Annotated in this window: 15 protein-coding genes; 11 read left to right on the top strand and 4 right to left on the bottom strand. The window is 41.1% G+C overall.

Annotated elements, in window-relative coordinates:
• The first annotated feature begins 33 nt into the window (after positions 1-33).
• The 3 genes from UYC_RS0102205 to UYC_RS0102195 all read left to right on the top strand — a co-directional run bounded on the left by UYC_RS0102205 (position 34) and on the right by UYC_RS0102195 (position 3,488).
• Positions 34-1,491 (top strand): hypothetical protein, encoded by a 1,458-nt coding sequence (locus UYC_RS0102205; protein ID WP_016873003.1) that lies wholly within the window; start codon positions 34-36, stop codon positions 1,489-1,491.
• Between the two features lie 202 nt (positions 1,492-1,693).
• A complete protein-coding gene (locus tag UYC_RS0102200; protein WP_016873002.1) occupies positions 1,694-2,875 on the top strand; it encodes a n-acyl-d-glucosamine 2-epimerase in 1,182 nt (393 codons plus the stop codon).
• A gap of 31 nt (positions 2,876-2,906) precedes the next feature.
• A complete protein-coding gene (locus UYC_RS0102195) occupies positions 2,907-3,488 on the top strand; it encodes a Uma2 family endonuclease (protein WP_016873001.1) in 582 nt (193 codons plus the stop codon).
• 249 nt (positions 3,489-3,737) lie between these two features.
• Here UYC_RS0102195 and UYC_RS0102190 read toward each other — a convergent pair whose 3' ends face one another.
• Positions 3,738-5,009, bottom strand: a complete 1,272-nt coding sequence (locus UYC_RS0102190) for a tetratricopeptide repeat protein (RefSeq protein ID WP_016873000.1) — start codon at positions 5,007-5,009, stop codon at positions 3,738-3,740.
• Between the two features lie 361 nt (positions 5,010-5,370).
• On the opposite strand from UYC_RS0102190, the gene sfsA reads away from it, so the two are divergent.
• Positions 5,371-6,198 carry a DNA/RNA nuclease SfsA gene (gene sfsA / locus UYC_RS0102185; RefSeq protein WP_016872999.1) on the top strand — a complete coding sequence of 276 codons (828 nt, stop codon included), beginning with the start codon at positions 5,371-5,373 and terminating at the stop codon, positions 6,196-6,198.
• Positions 6,199-6,406: 208 nt separating this feature from the next.
• Positions 6,407-7,558: a DUF711 family protein gene (locus UYC_RS0102180; RefSeq protein ID WP_016872998.1), complete on the top strand. Its 1,152-nt coding sequence runs from the start codon at positions 6,407-6,409 to the stop codon at positions 7,556-7,558.
• Positions 7,559-7,820: 262 nt separating this feature from the next.
• Here the strand turns inward: UYC_RS0102180 and UYC_RS0102175 are convergent, their stop codons facing one another.
• The gene (locus tag UYC_RS0102175; protein WP_016872997.1) at positions 7,821-8,489 is read right to left on the bottom strand and encodes a 2OG-Fe dioxygenase family protein; all 669 of its coding nucleotides are present in this window, start codon (positions 8,487-8,489) and stop codon (positions 7,821-7,823) included.
• A 516-nt stretch (positions 8,490-9,005) separates the two neighbouring features.
• Between UYC_RS0102175 and leuC the strand changes: the two genes are divergently transcribed.
• The 3 genes from leuC (at position 9,006) to UYC_RS0102160 (ending at position 12,342) form a co-directional block, all read left to right on the top strand.
• Positions 9,006-10,409: a 3-isopropylmalate dehydratase large subunit gene (gene leuC, locus UYC_RS0102170; protein ID WP_016872996.1), complete on the top strand. Its 1,404-nt coding sequence runs from the start codon at positions 9,006-9,008 to the stop codon at positions 10,407-10,409.
• Between the two features lie 245 nt (positions 10,410-10,654).
• Positions 10,655-11,263: a 3-isopropylmalate dehydratase small subunit gene (gene leuD / locus UYC_RS0102165; protein WP_016872995.1), complete on the top strand. Its 609-nt coding sequence runs from the start codon at positions 10,655-10,657 to the stop codon at positions 11,261-11,263.
• 593 nt (positions 11,264-11,856) lie between these two features.
• Positions 11,857-12,342, top strand: a complete 486-nt coding sequence (locus UYC_RS0102160) for a gluconokinase (protein WP_026087330.1) — start codon at positions 11,857-11,859, stop codon at positions 12,340-12,342.
• 356 nt (positions 12,343-12,698) lie between these two features.
• Here the strand turns inward: UYC_RS0102160 and UYC_RS0102155 are convergent, their stop codons facing one another.
• Positions 12,699-12,989, bottom strand: coding sequence for a hypothetical protein (locus UYC_RS0102155; RefSeq protein WP_016872993.1), 291 nt, complete (start codon positions 12,987-12,989; stop codon positions 12,699-12,701).
• Positions 12,990-13,207: 218 nt separating this feature from the next.
• Between UYC_RS0102155 and UYC_RS0102150 the strand changes: the two genes are divergently transcribed.
• Positions 13,208-14,740: a hybrid sensor histidine kinase/response regulator gene (locus UYC_RS0102150; RefSeq protein WP_016872992.1), complete on the top strand. Its 1,533-nt coding sequence runs from the start codon at positions 13,208-13,210 to the stop codon at positions 14,738-14,740.
• Between the two features lie 220 nt (positions 14,741-14,960).
• Here UYC_RS0102150 and UYC_RS0102145 read toward each other — a convergent pair whose 3' ends face one another.
• Positions 14,961-15,407, bottom strand: a complete 447-nt coding sequence (locus UYC_RS0102145) for a response regulator (protein WP_016872991.1) — start codon at positions 15,405-15,407, stop codon at positions 14,961-14,963.
• A 290-nt stretch (positions 15,408-15,697) separates the two neighbouring features.
• Here UYC_RS0102145 and UYC_RS0102140 point away from each other — a divergent pair, with 290 nt between their 5' ends.
• Positions 15,698-16,072, top strand: coding sequence for a response regulator (locus tag UYC_RS0102140; protein WP_016872990.1), 375 nt, complete (start codon positions 15,698-15,700; stop codon positions 16,070-16,072).
• A 352-nt stretch (positions 16,073-16,424) separates the two neighbouring features.
• Positions 16,425-16,880 carry a CAAD domain-containing protein gene (locus UYC_RS0102135; RefSeq protein WP_016872989.1) on the top strand — a complete coding sequence of 152 codons (456 nt, stop codon included), beginning with the start codon at positions 16,425-16,427 and terminating at the stop codon, positions 16,878-16,880.
• Positions 16,881-16,943 lie beyond the last annotated feature (63 nt).

Here is a 16,943-nt window from a genome sequence, read left to right as displayed (position 1 = left end):
CTGGAGGAAATGCCTTAAACGGAAAGCAGTAGCATGAACAACTATCCTGCAATGTTGAAATGGATCTCTCAAGTAGGTGCCACCATTGGTGAGGGAAAAGTGAAAAGAACAAAAATCGTGCTATTTTATCTGGTACTTATTTCAGTATCTAGCTTTTTAATAGCTTGCAATCGAGTTCGCAAGAGTAGTAGTGGTGATACTGTTGCTGATACTGGTAATACTGCAACTACTCCTAGTACTAGAATTACACCCAATACTGAAACAACACCTAGCAAATTTGGAGCTATTCCTGACACCGTAAACATACCAAGTGGATATCCGATAGAGCCACCAGTTGACTTGGATTTTCCTGATATGCCTGCGATCGCTCCCGGTAGCCAGAATATTCCAGGTATATCTCCCAATACTACTGGTAGAGCGATCGCGCCTGGTGGGGCAGTTCCTAACCAGACTTCCATTCTTCCCAGAATGCCAACCACACCCAACAGTCAAATTATCCCGCGCGTACCTTCCAGTAATATTGGTAGGGCGACTGTGCCTAATAGAACTGTAATTCCCAACCAGCCCTCATCTCCTGCTGTAGTGCCAAGCACACCCAGCCAGGATTTCAGTACTGTTGCCAGAACACCCATATCTAGTAGAGTTACTGTTCCCAACCAGCCCTCATCTCCTGCTGTAGTGCCAAGCACACCCAGCCAGGATTTCAGCACTGTTGCTAGAACACCCGTATCTAGTGCGACTACAGTTCCTCAAAAAACTTCACTTCCTCCTGTTATACCAACTACACGTAGTAGCACTATTCCACCTAGACAGGCTTACACTACCCCCAGAATACCTACTGCAAGGGTGCAACCAAAACGTACTTCAACTACCGCAAAATCATCTCAAAACCGAGAAATTAACTACTCACAACAATCAATTAGTGATGCTAATGCTGTAGTTCGTGGATTAGTGGTAGCAAGGCGTCAAGGTCAAATCAAACCCTACACTAGAACCTGGAGAAAAACTCAAGATGCGATCGCTTTGTTACGTCGAGGTAAAACCAGACAGGAAGCTGCCACTAGAGCTAAAGTTCCGATGCCTTTGCTCACGCAATTAATTGAGTGGGGCGATAATCAACCAACCATCGCCCCTAGCTTACTTGCTTATAGAGTTAAACCATCAGAAGACACCTCAGTTGCGACGAAATCATCTCCAATCCAAGAAGTTACGTACTCACAACAGTCAATTAGTGATGCTAATGCCGTTGTACGTGGATTAGTGGTAGCAAGGCGTGAAGGTAAAATCAAGCCCTACACTAGAACATGGAGAAAAACTCAAGATGCTATCATTTTGTTGCGCCGAGGCAAAACCAGACAAGAAGCTGCCACTAGAGCTAAAGTTCCCATTTCTTTCCTCACGCAATTAATTGAGTGGGGACAAAATCAGCCAAACATAGGAAGTGTGATGAATATACAAAATTCTCAGTCATCGAGCGAACAAGTGAGGTAACCATAAAACTTATCTTTTCTGTTCCCTGTCACCTATCCCCTGTCACCCCAACCCTCTTCCCAGGTGAGCGATCGCACAACAGATCCGAACTAAAACACTTGTAGTCTAGTCACTGCAAAGCGATAATTGACGAGAACAGGGCAGCTTGAGCAACTTGTTGCAAGTGTCGGCTGTTGTTTTTGGCACAAAGGGGAATAAATTTATGGAGCACAACTTTAAAGAACTCGCTGAACTTTATAAAAATGCGCTCCTCAACGATGTACTAATCTTTTGGGAAAAACACTCGCTCGACTGGCAGCAAGGCGGCTATTTCACCTGTCTCGATCGCCAGGGTAAAGTTTATGACACCGACAAATTTATCTGGTTGCAAAATCGCCAGGTGTGGACTTTTTCCATGCTTTGCAACCAGTTAGAAAAGCGTGAAAATTGGCTGAAAATTGCGAGCAACGGTGCTAATTTTCTTGCGCAACATGGCAGAGATGCTGATGGTAACTGGTACTTTGCTCTCACCCGTGAAGGTAAGCCATTGGTTCAACCTTACAATATCTTTTCTGATTGCTTTGCAGCAATGGCATTTAGCCAGTACGCCCTCGCTTCTGGTGAAGAGTGGGCAAAGGATGTGGCAATGCAAGCTTACAACAACGTTTTGCGCCGCAAGGACAACCCCAAGGGCAAATATAACAAAACTTATCCCGGTACGCGCCCGATGAAATCCTTGGCAGTGCCGATGATTTTAGCCAATTTGACTTTAGAAATGGAATGGCTGCTGCCGAGTGAAACTCTTGAGCAAGTTTTAGCTGCGACAGTGCAGGAAGTAATGAGCGATTTTCTCGATCCACAACGGGGATTGATGTACGAAAACGTTGCTCCCGATGGTTCTCACATTGATTGTTTTGATGGGCGGCTAATAAATCCTGGGCATGGCATCGAAGCGATGTGGTTTATTATGGACATTGCCCATCGTAAAAATGATACCAAAACAATTAACCAAGCCGTTGATGTAGTACTAAATATTCTCAATTTTGCTTGGGATAGTGAATACGGCGGATTATATTATTTTATGGATGCAGACGGACATCCCCCACAGCAACTGGAATGGGATCAAAAGTTGTGGTGGGTACACTTAGAATCTTTAGTTGCATTAGCAATGGGCTATCACCTGACGGGGCGTGAAGCGTGTTGGGAATGGTATAAAAAGATCCACGATTATGCTTGGCAGCACTTTGCCGATCCAGAATACGGTGAGTGGTTTGGCTACCTCAATCGCCGTGGGGAAGTATTGTTAAATCTCAAAGGTGGTAAATGGAAAGGCTGCTTTCACGTGCCGCGGGCGTTGTATCTTTGTTGGCAGCAGTTTGAGGCGTTGAGTGTAAAGTCAAGATAATCTCTGCTAGCTTACAAGTAAAAGGTGTCTCATGAATGTTGTCACCCCTAAGCGATTCACAATTGACGAATATCATCGGCTGATAGAACTTGGATTTTTGACGGAGGGCGATCGCATTGAATTGATTCGAGGAGAACTGATTCAGATGACTCCAAAGGGAACGGCTCACACATTCTGCACTACCCGTCTTTGCCGTCAATTGGATCGATTGCTAGGCGATAGGGCAGTTGTGCGTTGTCAAGAGCCTATCATTATCTCGTTAAATAGTGAGCCTGAACCAGATGTAGTGATTGCACAAGGGAATGAGGCTGACTATCTTGCTCATCATCCCTACCCCCAAGATATTTTGCTTGTTGTTGAAATTTCTGATTCTACATTCACCTACGATCAAACAACAAAACTAGAATTGTACGCAGAAGCTGGAATTTATAATTATTGGATTGTGAATTTAAATTCTCGCCAATTAGAGTGTTACAGTCAGCCGTATCAAAATGCTCAAGGTGAGTTTAACTATCTAAGCAAACAAATTTCTCTCCCTCATCAATCAGTGGCTATTCCTGGGTTTGAAGATGTTTCATTGCACTTGAATCGGATTTTTCCGACAAGTGAGTGAGGTTGTGCAATTTCGGATGAAGAAATGCTTAGTTTACACTTTGTTTTACCCGAAATAGGAATTTAGCGTAAAATTTTCTTATACGAGCTTGAATAAAACATACGCTACGATATTCCCTATAGCTTCCGTGCGATCGCTCAACTTTATTATCTAGATATTGCCCAGAAAATTGCCAAGGTTCTAAGTTTTCCCAAATTTCTTGATCAATTGTTGAGGTAGGTGCTTTCGAGTGAAAAATAAGGAATGTCTTTACCTACCCCGATCGCTTTCTAAATCATCAATCACTTTTTCCATATACCATTCTTCAGACATACCAGGATAGTATCTTTTTGCCTGCTCAATCAGTCGTTGAGCAATTTCCCAATATCCCCCTACCAACCTCAACAGGCGTTGTCGCAGTATATTCTGCCTTGCCTGTTTGAGTTCCAAACTAGGAGACTGAATTTTTTTCAGGCTATCTAGCACCTGTTGGTAATTTCCCCAATCTTCTTTTTCGCAAAAAATACTTGCTGCTCGTTGATAATCTGCAATAGCATCTTGCATTTCTTCTAAGTGAGCGTAGGCAATACCGCGATTGTAGTAAGTTTGGGCATCATCGGGATTAAGTTGCAATGCTTGGGTATAATCTTGGATAGCTGCCAAATAATGCCCCATTGCTCGATAGGTATTTCCTCTCGCGTTATAAAGTAGCGCATCCTGAGGTTGGATTTGGAGTGCTCGGTTAAAATCAGCGATCGCTCCTTGGTGATCCCCTAAATGAAAACGTGCTCTACCTCGATTGCGGTAAACAATTGGATCTTGGAAATTCAACAGCAGTGCTTGGTTAAAGTCAGCGATCGCCTCTCGATAATTTTCTTGTTTGCAACGCACAACTCCGCGACAGCAATAAGCTTGGGCATCCTGCGGATCGACTTGCAACGCCCAGTTTAAATCTTCTAATGCTTGGCGAATGTCTCCCTTTTCTGCCTTCTCCAATAACTGGGTGAAATATACCTGTGGTGATTGAATTGGTGGAACTTGAGAACTTATCTGCCGTACCAGAACAGGTTTTTCTTTTGGTTGTAGTTCCTTAATCTTTTCCAAACAAAGGCGGCAGTTTTCTTTATCTTTTTGCTGTAGATATAATTCTGCAGCTTTTTTAAAGTTAGCGATCGCATCGTGGATATACCCCTGTTTGCGGTGTATTATTGCCCGTAAATTATAAGCCGAAGCATAATTAGAGTTCAAAAAAATAGCTTGATTTACGTCTTTTAGCGCCCCTGGGAAATTTTTCAGCGCTACTCGTGCTAAAGCACGACAGTAATAAGCCTCTATACTTTCGGGATTGAGCTTGAGGGCTTCCGTATAATCAGAAACAGCGTGGAGAATATTTCCTAAATCATAGTATGCTAAACCCCTTTGCAAATAAGCTTCACCAAAATAAGGATTTAGCTGTATGGCATGGTTAAATTCCTCAATTGCTCCAGCATAGTCTTTTTGTCTAGCTTTTTCTAATCCCCGCTTGTAAAAATCATCATTCATAGCGCTTATTTAACTCAGCTAGTTGATGTTTAAGATATATTGCGATAGCCTATTTTAGTTACTTATCCATAATTTTTATATATTCACTCCGTCTCAAACCTATTTCCTATTTTCGACAAAACATGATTGAATTGCCAAAAAAAGCAGAAGAGCACCAGGAGCAGGGAGGCAGAGGGAGAGTGAGGACAAGGAGAGTAATAGACAATTGTACAGACGCGATAAATCGTGTCTCTAACTACTAACTACTGTACGGGCAGGTTTTAAAGGCAATCTCTCTAGAATGACGAAGATATCCAAATAAACCCGCTCCTACTATCCACTAACTACTAACCACTAACAAATGACTAATGACCAATGACAAATGACTACTGACTATCTTTACCGCTATCCACCCTTATATTCTGGTATTCTATTAAGACGCTACAAACGCTTTTTTGCTGATGTTGAACTTGCATCTGGAGAGATAGTAACAGCACACTGTCCAAACACTGGCCCCATGACAGGAGTTTGCATTCCTGGTAATGCAGTGCAGCTTTCCAAAAGTGACAGCCCAAACCGCAAATTAGCATACACCTGGGAAATGATTCAAGTGTATGATAACGAACCAACTTGGGTTGGTGTCAATACTGCTTTACCCAATCGAATCATTAAGTTAGCTTTGGAAAAGAATCTTTTCCCAGAATTGGGTGAATACAGTCAAATTCGTGGTGAAGTTGTTTACGGACAAGATAAAAAAAGTCGAGTAGATTTTTTTCTCTCTTCAACTCCACCAGAAAATCAAAAGTTAAATCAGCTACAACTTGTCTCAGATAGTAATATTTTGCCTCAAGAATCAGCAACAAAAGATAGCAATTTGTTATTAATTGATAAGAATCGACCGATTTATTTAGAAATTAAAAATACTACTTGGGCACAAGGCAAATTGTCGCTCTTTCCCGATACGGAAACCACACGAGGGCAAAAACACCTGCGAGAATTGATGGCACTGTTACCTCAATATCGTGCAGTAATGCTTTACTTTATCAATCGGGGTGATTGTGATGAGTTTGCTCCAGGCGATCGCGCCGATCCTGTATATGGTAAGTTGTTGGGAGAAGCTTTAGCTCTGGGTTTAGAAGTGTTACCCTGTCGGTTTGAAGTTTCGCCAATTGGTGTTCGCTACTTAGGCTTGGCAAAACTCAAAATTTAACAAAAAAGAATACTCTGTGTAAAGCTCTATTCTACGATAAGCCGAGTGAGATTTGGTGATGTGTAGAAGTGCTTATTATGAAGATAAACTTTCTAAAAAGATATGTCAGTATAGATTTATGAGATGTGAAATTAGCACTATATATTATGCAACATTATGCAACAGATATTATAGCAAAAAATAACTGACTTATCGGATACCTTTACATATGAAAATACGAACTATTACCACAGGCATATTACTGCAATCTCCTCAAGAGATAGACACAATTAAACAAGCTGTTGAATTTAATCAGCAAGCAAAATATGTGTTTGAAAAATTTGGATATGAAGTTCAAACAACGAGGATAGCTACAAATTCCTGGGAAGAATATCTACAAGACTTATCTACCAACGAAATTATCAGTAAAATTCAAACTCTAGAAAATATTTGCCAAGAACTAAATATCAGTTTTTTCAATATTGGTTATGCTAATCAACCTCAAACAATTGCCATTATTCCAGATATAAACAAAAATACATCAGTTATTTACGCTTCTAGTAAAATTGGCGACAGCAAAACAGGCATCAACTTTGAAAATGCGCGAGAATCAGCAAAAGCAATTAAACGCATTTCTCAAGAAAGCGAAAATGGTTATGGCAACTTTCGTTTTTGTGCTTGGGTAAACTGTAAGTCAGGTACACCATTTTTCCCTACTGCTTATCATAAAGGTGATACATCTTTTGCTATTGGCATAGAATGCAGTGACTTAGTGATGAAAGCTTTTTCACAAGCTCAAAGCAATCCTGAAATTGCAGAAAAAAATCTCCAGTTGCTTTTAGCAGAAGAATTAAAGCAAATAGAAGACATTGCTGAGAAAATATCCAAAAAGTTTAATCTTAAATACAAAGGTATTGATACATCCCTGACATCACCATTAGATAAAAAGGAAAGTATTGCTTTTGCTTATGAAAAGCTCATAGACGGCAAGTTTGGGCAACCAGGAACACTCTTCATTTCTAGTATGCTAACTCGTGTCTTGAAAAGTGTACCAGTCAAAATTTGCGGTTACTCTGGTTTAATGCTTCCTGTTTGTGAAGATGTTGGTTTAGCAGTCAGAGCTAACGAGCAAACTTTCGATATTACTAATTTATTATTGTATTCTGCAGTTTGTGGTTGTGGACTTGACACAGTGCCAATTCCAGGTGATATCACAATCGAAAAAATTGCAGCCATATTAATTGATATGGCAACTTTAGCAATTAAGTTAGATAAACCTCTTTCAGCCAGATTATTTCCAATCCCCGGTAAAAAAGCTGGGGAAATGACGGCATTCAATTCCCCATATCTTGTAGACTGTAAAATATTTTCTGTTAATTAATACCAATTCTCCAAAATCAGGCAACAGATGCAAATCACGAAAGTCTTGCTAGATCTAGCTTTATTAATTGCGAATTGGTGTAAGTAGGAATAAGTTTACCTAGTGAATTGGTTATGTTAGAAGAAAAATTTGATTTAACCCGCCCACACAACAGTTAGTTTTTTCTTACCAAAAACACAGATCCCCGACTTCTTTAAGAAGTTGGGGATCTTACAGGAGGCATTTTACATTTTATTTAGTTTTTCTACTTTTTACTCACTACTTAATCTGAAAGCAGGCTTGGGGAAGTTAGTACAAAAACATCTCTTGTACCTACACCTTCAGCTGTTGGCTTCACTGGAGTAGTAAAGTGGAAGAATTCATGATCGTTGATTAGAAGAAGTTCACCTGGATTCAAAATTTTGCTAAATACAGGCTTCTCTTTTTTAGCAGTGTATAAATGTGTTTCTCCGCCTTGAATATTGTTTCTATCAACAGAGAAGATACCGATAAAATCAGTGCCATCTCTATGAATACCTTCAGGTGCTGGATTACCAAAATTATCTGGCGAACAAGTAGTTCTGATTTGATGTACTCCTATTTCTGCCTCTGGATGTAGTTTACAAGAATCACTAAATGCTAGGATCATATGTTTAAATATATCCTGTTCTATAAGTGCATCATCTAATTCTGAAAACTCTCTTTTGATATCTCCCACTAATGGATTATAGTCTTTACTTTGAAAGAGATAACCATGAGGCAGTTTAATTACATCATCTCCAGAAACTATAAAACGCGATAATCTTCTATAGCGATATTTACCTTGAATGTAAGGATCAACAGGTAGATTGTCAAAAAATGGTTTGAAACCTTCTGGATTGATTGAATTTACCTTTCTTAAAGTAAATAGAAAGGCATATTCTAATTCTGTTGATCCCAGGACTTTTTGCATAGGATTTACCTCCTCGCATATTCAAGCTCTCCCTATTTTTGATGGGAGGCTTATTAGTTATACTCCTAGTCTAGGCGATTTTTTATTAAATTGTCGTCAAGTAAACTACAGAAAATGTCATTTTATGGTATAGAAGGTTTCGTAATCTCTCAATCCTAATATTATTCTCGGCACTGTTGCTGTCTTAAGGACATACTCTGCATAGTGATGAAAACTGGTAGGCTCCGCCTGATGAACATAAGGCGGAGCCGGGGAAAGAGACAATGTGAAATTAATATCTTTTAAATATTAATGAGAAGACAAAAATATATTGGACATACTTAACCAGCTTTGTCTACTGTGGTAAATAAGGAGATTCAAAATAAATATTCCTATTCCAAAGTTTCTCGCAGATTAGCCCTTCTGTTGGAGGAGGGGTAATAAAGAAACCCCTTTCACAGCTCATTAGGCTTGGCGGTGGGTTATTCACTTTTTTGATACTATCTAAAGATGCTACGGCTACAAACGAATTCCAATATGAGCAAAGGTACGCTTTTTGACAAAGTTTGGGACTTACACACAGTTGGTACACTTCCTTCAGGACAGACACAACTATTGATTGGGCTGCATCTGATTCATGAAGTTACTAGCCCCCAAGCCTTTGCTATGTTAAGAGAACGAGGCTTAAAGGTACTGTTTCCAGAGCGGACGATCGCCACAGTAGATCATATTGTGCCGACAACCAATCAAGCGCGTCCGTTTGTTGATACTCTGGCAGAGGAAATGATGCAGGCGCTAGAGCGCAACTGTCAAGAAAATGGCATTACTTTCTACAATATTGGCTCTGGCAGTCAGGGTATTGTCCATGTGATTGCGCCAGAACAAGGACTTACCCAACCGGGGATGACGATCGCCTGTGGAGATAGCCACACTTCAACTCATGGAGCATTTGGAGCGATCGCTTTTGGTATTGGTACTAGTCAAGTCAGGGATGTTCTCGCTTCTCAAACCCTTGCCCTTTCTAAGCTCAAAGTCCGTAAAATTGAAGTCAACGGCACTCTCAAACCCGGTGTCTACGCTAAAGACGTCATTCTGCATATCATCCGTACCCTTGGCGTCAAAGGTGGTGTGGGATACGCTTACGAATATGCAGGCACAACCTTTGAGCAAATGAATATGGAAGAGCGGATGACTGTCTGCAATATGTCCATTGAAGGCGGTGCCCGTTGCGGTTATATCAATCCCGATCGCGTAACTTACGAATACCTCAAAGGCAGAGACTTTGCCCCCAAAGGTGAAGATTGGGAGCGAGCAGTTGTTTGGTGGGAGTCCATCAAGAGTGATGCCGATGCCGAGTACGATGATGTAGTAGTTTTCGACGCTGCTGACATTCCTCCCACCGTTACTTGGGGCATCACCCCCGGACAAGGCATTGGTATTAACCAGTTTATACCTGCTCCCGAACAACTACCTCCAGACGATCGCCAAATTGCCGAAGAAGCTTACAGCTACATGGATCTTGCTCCCGGTAAGCCAATCTGTGGTACTAAAGTTGATGTCTGCTTCATTGGCAGTTGCACCAACGGGCGAATTAGCGATTTGCGCGAAGCTGCCAAAGTTGCCAAAGGGCGTCACGTTGCTCAAGGAGTAAAAGCCTTCGTAGTACCTGGTTCGGAACGGGTGAAACAGCAAGCCGAAGCCGAAGGACTAGACAAAATCTTTACTGCCGCAGGATTTGAGTGGCGCGAACCAGGATGCTCGATGTGTCTGGCTATGAACCCCGACAAATTAGAGGGGCGACAGCTGAGTGCTTCTTCCTCTAATCGTAATTTTAAAGGAAGACAAGGTTCAGCTTCCGGTCGCACTTTACTAATGAGTCCGGCAATGGTTGCGGCGGCAGCAGTCAAAGGTGAAGTGATTGATGTGCGTGAGTTGTTGTAAAGGTGATTGGGATCGGGGATTGGGGATTGGGTATTGGGTATTGAGTATTAGGATCTCTTTATTCCTAGTCCCTAATCCCTAATCCCTAGTCCCTAGCCCCTAGCCCCTAGTCCCTAATCCCTAGTCCCTAGTCCCTAGCCCCTAGTCCCTAATCCCTAATCCCTAGTCCCTAGCCCCTAGTCCCTAATCCCTAATCCCTAGTCCCTAGCCCCTAGCCCCTAGTCCCTAGTCCCTAAAAAAATCTTATGGTAAGTGAAGTTAAAACAGTTTCCGGGCGCGGTATTCCTTTAGTTGGCAATGACATTGATACCGATCGCATTATTCCTGCTCGTTTTTTGCGCTGTGTCACTTTTGATGGCTTGGGCGAACACGCTTTCGCTGACGATCGCGCTGCACTAAGCGGACAACATCCCTTCGATCAAGTGCAGTATCAAGGCGCAAAGATTTTGGTTGTCAATCGTAACTTTGGCTGTGGTTCTTCGCGAGAACACGCACCCCAAGCGATCGCTAAGTGGGGAATTCAAGCGCTTGTCGGTGAAAGCTTTGCAGAAATCTTTTTTGGTAACTGTGTGGCAATGGGCATTCCTTGCGTGACTGCGGATGCAAATAGTGTTAAACAACTGCAAGAAATTTTGGCTGCTAATCCTCAAGCTCCTGTGACAGTTAATTTAGAAGCGATGCAGGTGCAATGTGGTGAGTTTTCTGCCCCTATTTTTATGGGCGAAGGTGCCAAAAATATGTTTGTTGCCGGTACTTGGGATGCTTGCGGACAGTTGGTAGCTCACGCCGAGCAAATTCGAGCCACAGCAGCAAAGTTACCATATTTACAATGGAGTAAGGTTGCAGCAAGTTAACTGTTAATAACTAAGAGTAGGCTGATATCTCCTCGTTGCAAATTGCGTAAATGCTTAGTACAGCGATCGCATTTTTTATGACTGTGGTTGCCCCCTGTTACGAGTAACCATTCCCCACGAATAGAATTCGGGGGCTTTTAGTAGCCCTGAGAAATAGCGGTTGGGTTCCTGTTCAGGTTCCGCAACACTATCCCCGAACCTCTTAGGCGTGGTTACGATTGTCCAGAGGGTGTACTCACCCCCACGCCCCAGAAAACACATTGGATTGCCCCTAGCAAGCAATGTGTTTTCTACCCACTTGCGAGACTACACGCCAGTCTCTCATCTACTGGAAAGCCGTTTCTGTTGGGTAAACAGTGCCTTGTCCGATTTCGACTTACCAATATTATCCGATATTTTGGTACTGCACTCACATGGTGGACGGGGATTAAAATCCCCTTCGGGTTTCCTCCCCAGCAATGAAATTGCGGGGCTTCCACCCTCCGAGTTCGGTAATGTTTTTCCAAAGACAATATACTCACTATCACCTTAAATAATAGTGATGTTGGGATAAGCCTAGCAAGCCAAAAAATTTGCGATCGCACAAATTAGCAATGATAATTCTAGTCATGGGTGTTGCCGGTTCTGGGAAAACCACCATTGGGAAGTTATTAGCGGATACTTTGCAATGGGATTTTTACGATGCTGATAATTTCCATTCGCCTGAAAATATCGAAAAAATGCAGCGTGGTATTCCTCTAGATGATGCCGATCGCTTGCCTTGGCTGCAAGACATACAAACAGCTATCAAAAAATGGTTGGAAGAAAATCAAAATGTTGTACTAGCGTGTTCGGCACTCAAAGCTAGCTATCGCCAGTATTTTTTAATTGGTGATGAACGCATCAAACTAGTTTACCTCAAGGGTTCGTTTGAGTTGATTCAAAAACGTTTGCAAGAGCGTACAAATCACTTTATGCCCGCAAATCTTCTTAAAAGTCAACTAGATATTCTAGAAGAGCCTGCTGAGAGCTTATATATAGATATTTCTGCGCCGCCAGATGCGATCGTGCAAAATATCAGAGATGGGTTGGGGATTTAGGCGGCGAAAAAAAATCTGCCATTCTGGCAATTTATTCAATTAAAAACGAGTAATTTAGTTAATACATGCCGTCCTTTAGCGAATTGCGACAACCTCCTCCCCCGGTAGATTACTATCGGGGTCTTTTATTGCTATCTATAGATTGTATAATTTGAAACGTCTAAACAAAGAAAAGTTGGCGTTGCTAATTTCATGTATGAAAATAATTTTACCTAATGCCAAAACTATTGCCCAGACGCGATATATTGCGTCTGGGCATCCGGATTCTTAATCTACATCTTTGAGCTAAATTTTTATTTATATTTAGTTACAAGAGAGTCTGGCGATCGCATTCCAATCCAAAAGCCAAAATCGTATTACCCTGGTTCGCGTCGTTGGGGAATTCCCAGAAATTGTAAATCTCTGATCTTCATTGGTGTGGATGGATATAATGCTTCTGGGACAAGCATTTTATTTGCAGATTCTCGATTCAAGGTATTGCCTGAACGCTCGTAAATAGATTTTTTAATACTTGACATACCCTCGGCTGCCACTGGAATCGTTTTACTTCTAGATCCAAAGTTAGTGTGCGGCTGAATACCAGGCTTTAAAGTTGGCGCTGATATCAAGGTTGTGTTGACAAGGGCAACACCGAAGAAAGTAGACAATAACAGAGCTTTTGCACTTCACGTTTATAACCCTCCCTGAAAAATTGGTGTGACTTATACCGGAGGTAGTCGATACTTTGCAGAATAAAAAACAATCGGGGAGAACTAGAGGAGATGGTGAAAAAATTTTTTAGTTTCTGTAGAGGAATATAGTTGCGATCAACTCAAGCTACAATCTCTATATTTAGTTGCCAGTTCTGACGCAAACGGATATTGTAATGCCCAGTCAGTCAGTTAGCACACCTAGAGCAGATATCTTGGTGATTGATGATACCCCGGAAAATTTAAACCTCTTATCCGCAATGTTGACGGAACAAGGGTACAAAGTTCGCAGTGTAACTAAAGGTTCAACAGGCTTGCGGGGAGCGACAGCAGCACCTCCGGATTTAATTTTGCTCGACATCAATATGCCGGAGATGAATGGTTATGAAGTCTGCGAACACTTGAAAGCAAATGAGCGCACCCGTGAAATCCCCGTCATTTTTATTAGTGCTTTAGGGGATGTGCTGGATAAGGTTAAAGGCTTTGCAGTTGGTGGAGTAGACTATGTCACCAAACCATTTCAAGTAGAGGAAGTTTTAGCCAGAATCGAAAATCACTTAACGATTCGGAGATTGCAAAAACAACTCCAAACACAAAATGAGCAACTGCAACAGGAAATTCGCTCTCGCCAATTAGCAGAAGAGCGGTTTGCCAAAGCCTTTCGTTCTAGCCCCAATCCGATCGCGATCGCCACTCTAGAGGAAGGGCGTTTTATTGATGTTAATCCCAGTTTTTTAAGGTTTTGCGGCTATTCTCTAGAGGAGGTGATTGGACATACTGCTACAGAACTAGACTTGCCATCTGCTTCTCAAACCCTCGCTTACACTATTCAAAAGTTCCAGGAAATGGGATCGCTACACAACCAGGAAGTAGAATTTTGTACCAAGACAGGGGAGTTAAAAACTATACTGCTATCCATAGAATTTATCGATATAGCTAATGTGCAGTGTACTTTATTGATTGCTAATGACATCACCGAACGTAAACGTCTGGAAAACGAGTTTATTTCTTTGGTTAGTCATGAATTGCGTACACCTTTAACCTCAATTATGGGAGCATTGGATATCTTAGGTGCCGGAAAGCTGGGAACAATGAGCGAACAAGCACAAAAAGTCCTCAGCATTGCTACCAGCAATACCGAACGCCTGATCCGTCTAGTCAATGATATTCTCGACTTAGAGCGGATGAAATCTAGCAAAATCGTTATGCACAAAGTGAAGTGCAATGCCGTAGATATAATGGTTCAGGCAACTGAAGCCATGCAGGCAATGGCGGATAATTCACAAGTACAGTTAGTTGTCAATCCTCTCAATGTAGAACTTTGGGCAGATAGCGATCGCTTGCTGCAAACTCTGACAAACTTAATCAGCAACGCTATCAAGTTTTCTGAAACAAGCGACACAGTTTGGATTGGTGCAGAAGTTATAGAGGACAAAGGGAATTCTCTGTCTGCGTCTTCTTGTGCGTCTAACTCCCTACTCATTACCGTGCGCGATCAAGGACGAGGAATTCCTGAGGATAAACTACAAACGATTTTTGAGCGGTTTCAACAGGTAGATGCATCTGACTCCCGTAAAAAAGGTGGAACAGGTTTAGGATTGGCGATTTGCCGCAATATTGTCCAACAACACAATGGTAGAATCTGGGCTGAAAGTACCTTAGGAGAAGGTAGTACTTTTTATGTCCTCCTGCCTTTAGCATCTTCTTAGCTAAGTGATGTGATGAAAAATAATTACATTAAAACTTCAGTAATCTATATATCTTAAATGAAAATGTAATCGACCATACCATTTCACGTTAATAAGATACACATGAATTTTGTCCAGACGCAATATATATATCGCGTATGGACATGGTCTGTATTTTGATCAGATTTTTTGTGAAATAGTATCAGCAATAATCTTTTACTATATTTAAAGTTAATAATAACTAGTCGTTAATTAAATTCAATGTAATAATTTTTACTATTTCTGTGGCTAAATCTGTTGGTTCTACGGGCTTACTCAGATAAGACTGAAAACCAGATTTGAGAGCAAAATTGCGATCTTCTTCTGTACACATCGCCGTGATAGCAATAGCTGGAATTTCCCCCAGAGGAGGATTAAGAGTTCTGACTCTACGAATAAACGAGCAGCCATCAACTTCTGGCATTGCAATATCAGAAATCAAAACATTTGGTTCAAATTGTTGTAAAATTTCCAAAGCTTCAATTGCTGATTCTGATGTCATTACTTGAACACCGTAGCTTTCAAGAATAAAGGCAAATAAGACACAGTTATCAACATCGTCATCTACTACGAGTATGCGCAAACCATCCAAAGGCTGAAAATCTTCTCTGTCGTCCTTAAGATGATTGTTATCAAGATCACTTGACATGATCATACTGTCTCCTAGTTGCGTACTCAATTAGGGGGAAGTCCTGCTATGTAGCTAGGTGCGAACTAGCTACCTAGTGGGCGCTTTAATGTAATTAAGTAATTATTAAATCAAATTTCTCTTGCTTTAGTCTTATTCCCTGCGAAACAGGAAAATATATCAAAAGACATATTCCATGTGGAGTTACAAGTTATTTGTTTCAAAATCTTTTCCCCTAGTTCTCCCCGATCGCATTTTAAAATTACAGACAAATCATAAATATTGACGAAATATCAGGCGAGGCTACTATTATGAGCAAAAATATCTTAATCGTAGATGATGAAGAAGATGTACGCGCGATCGCCAAGCTAGGGTTAGAAATGGCTGCGGGTTGGAACGTTGTAACTGCTAGCTCAGGCAAGGAAGCGTTAAACCAAGCTCTTAAATATCAACCTGACGCAATCCTATTGGATATGATGATGCCCGATATGGATGGGCGTACCACATTGCAACAACTCAAGGCGAATCCAGCTACTGAAACAATCCCCGTGATTTTAGTTACAGCTAAAGTTCAAAATTCGGATCGAGAAAATTTTACCGAGTTGGAGGTTGCTGCTGTTTTTGCCAAACCATTCCGCCCATTGCAACTACCAGAGCAAATTAGTCAGGCGCTGGGGTGGGGGTAGGTGCCGATAAATTTGTGAGCTTGATAGTAGTAATTAAATACAGTTAAATAACTAAAAAGCCATTTCAAGTTTTACTATTTTTGTGACCAGTTTCTAGCTAGATATGTAAGGTTTGAACTAAGTGAAATTATTGCATAGCTAGGTTTTCTCCTAAATTATTATTTATCCATACCTTACATTTAACTAAAATAGCCCTCAAGTTTCTAGCTTTTATTGTTTTACTTTCAAAACTTCTGCTATCACTCTTAAGAAAGTCAAAACCTATTCCAAGAGAGTGATGAGCAGTTCATCTAAAAATGCAGAAATATTATTAGTGGCTTGATAATTTTCATTGCACAAAAAGGAGAGAACTATGGAAACTGATTTACAGCAACAGCAATACGTCAATCCTGCCTCACAAAACCGTGTCGAAGCACTAGAAGCTTCAGAAGCCGGAAAAATTGCAATAATACCACCTGCTACTAAATCTGACGAGCAATTCCAGGAAATTGGCAGAAAAGTTTCTGAATTTTTGGAACAGTTGCCCGAAAAAGTAGCTAGGTTCGTTCAAGAATATAAGCTACCAGTGGTTAGCTTTGTTTTGCTTGTAGTAACAGTTATTACTCTTAGAATATTGTTAGCACTACTGAATGCTTTGAATGATATTCCACTGGTTGCTCCATTTATGGAAATAGTCGGACTTGGTTATACCGTTTGGTTTACTTTCCGCTATCTTCTGAAAGCTTCCACTCGACAAGAATTAGCAGCAGAAATTAGTCTGATTAAAAAGCAAATTTTCGGCAGACAAGAGTCAGAAACTTTAAGCTAACCGCACCATCATAGCAAATTAAGAATTCGGAAGTCAGAATGAATTGAATCAGAATACAAGCTT

Source organism: Chlorogloeopsis fritschii PCC 6912, from assembly GCF_000317285.1.
Lineage (GTDB): Bacteria > Cyanobacteriota > Cyanobacteriia > Cyanobacteriales > Nostocaceae > Chlorogloeopsis > Chlorogloeopsis fritschii.
Note: the sequence above shows the minus strand (reverse complement) of the source record. Positions and strands in the feature narration are given on the sequence as shown.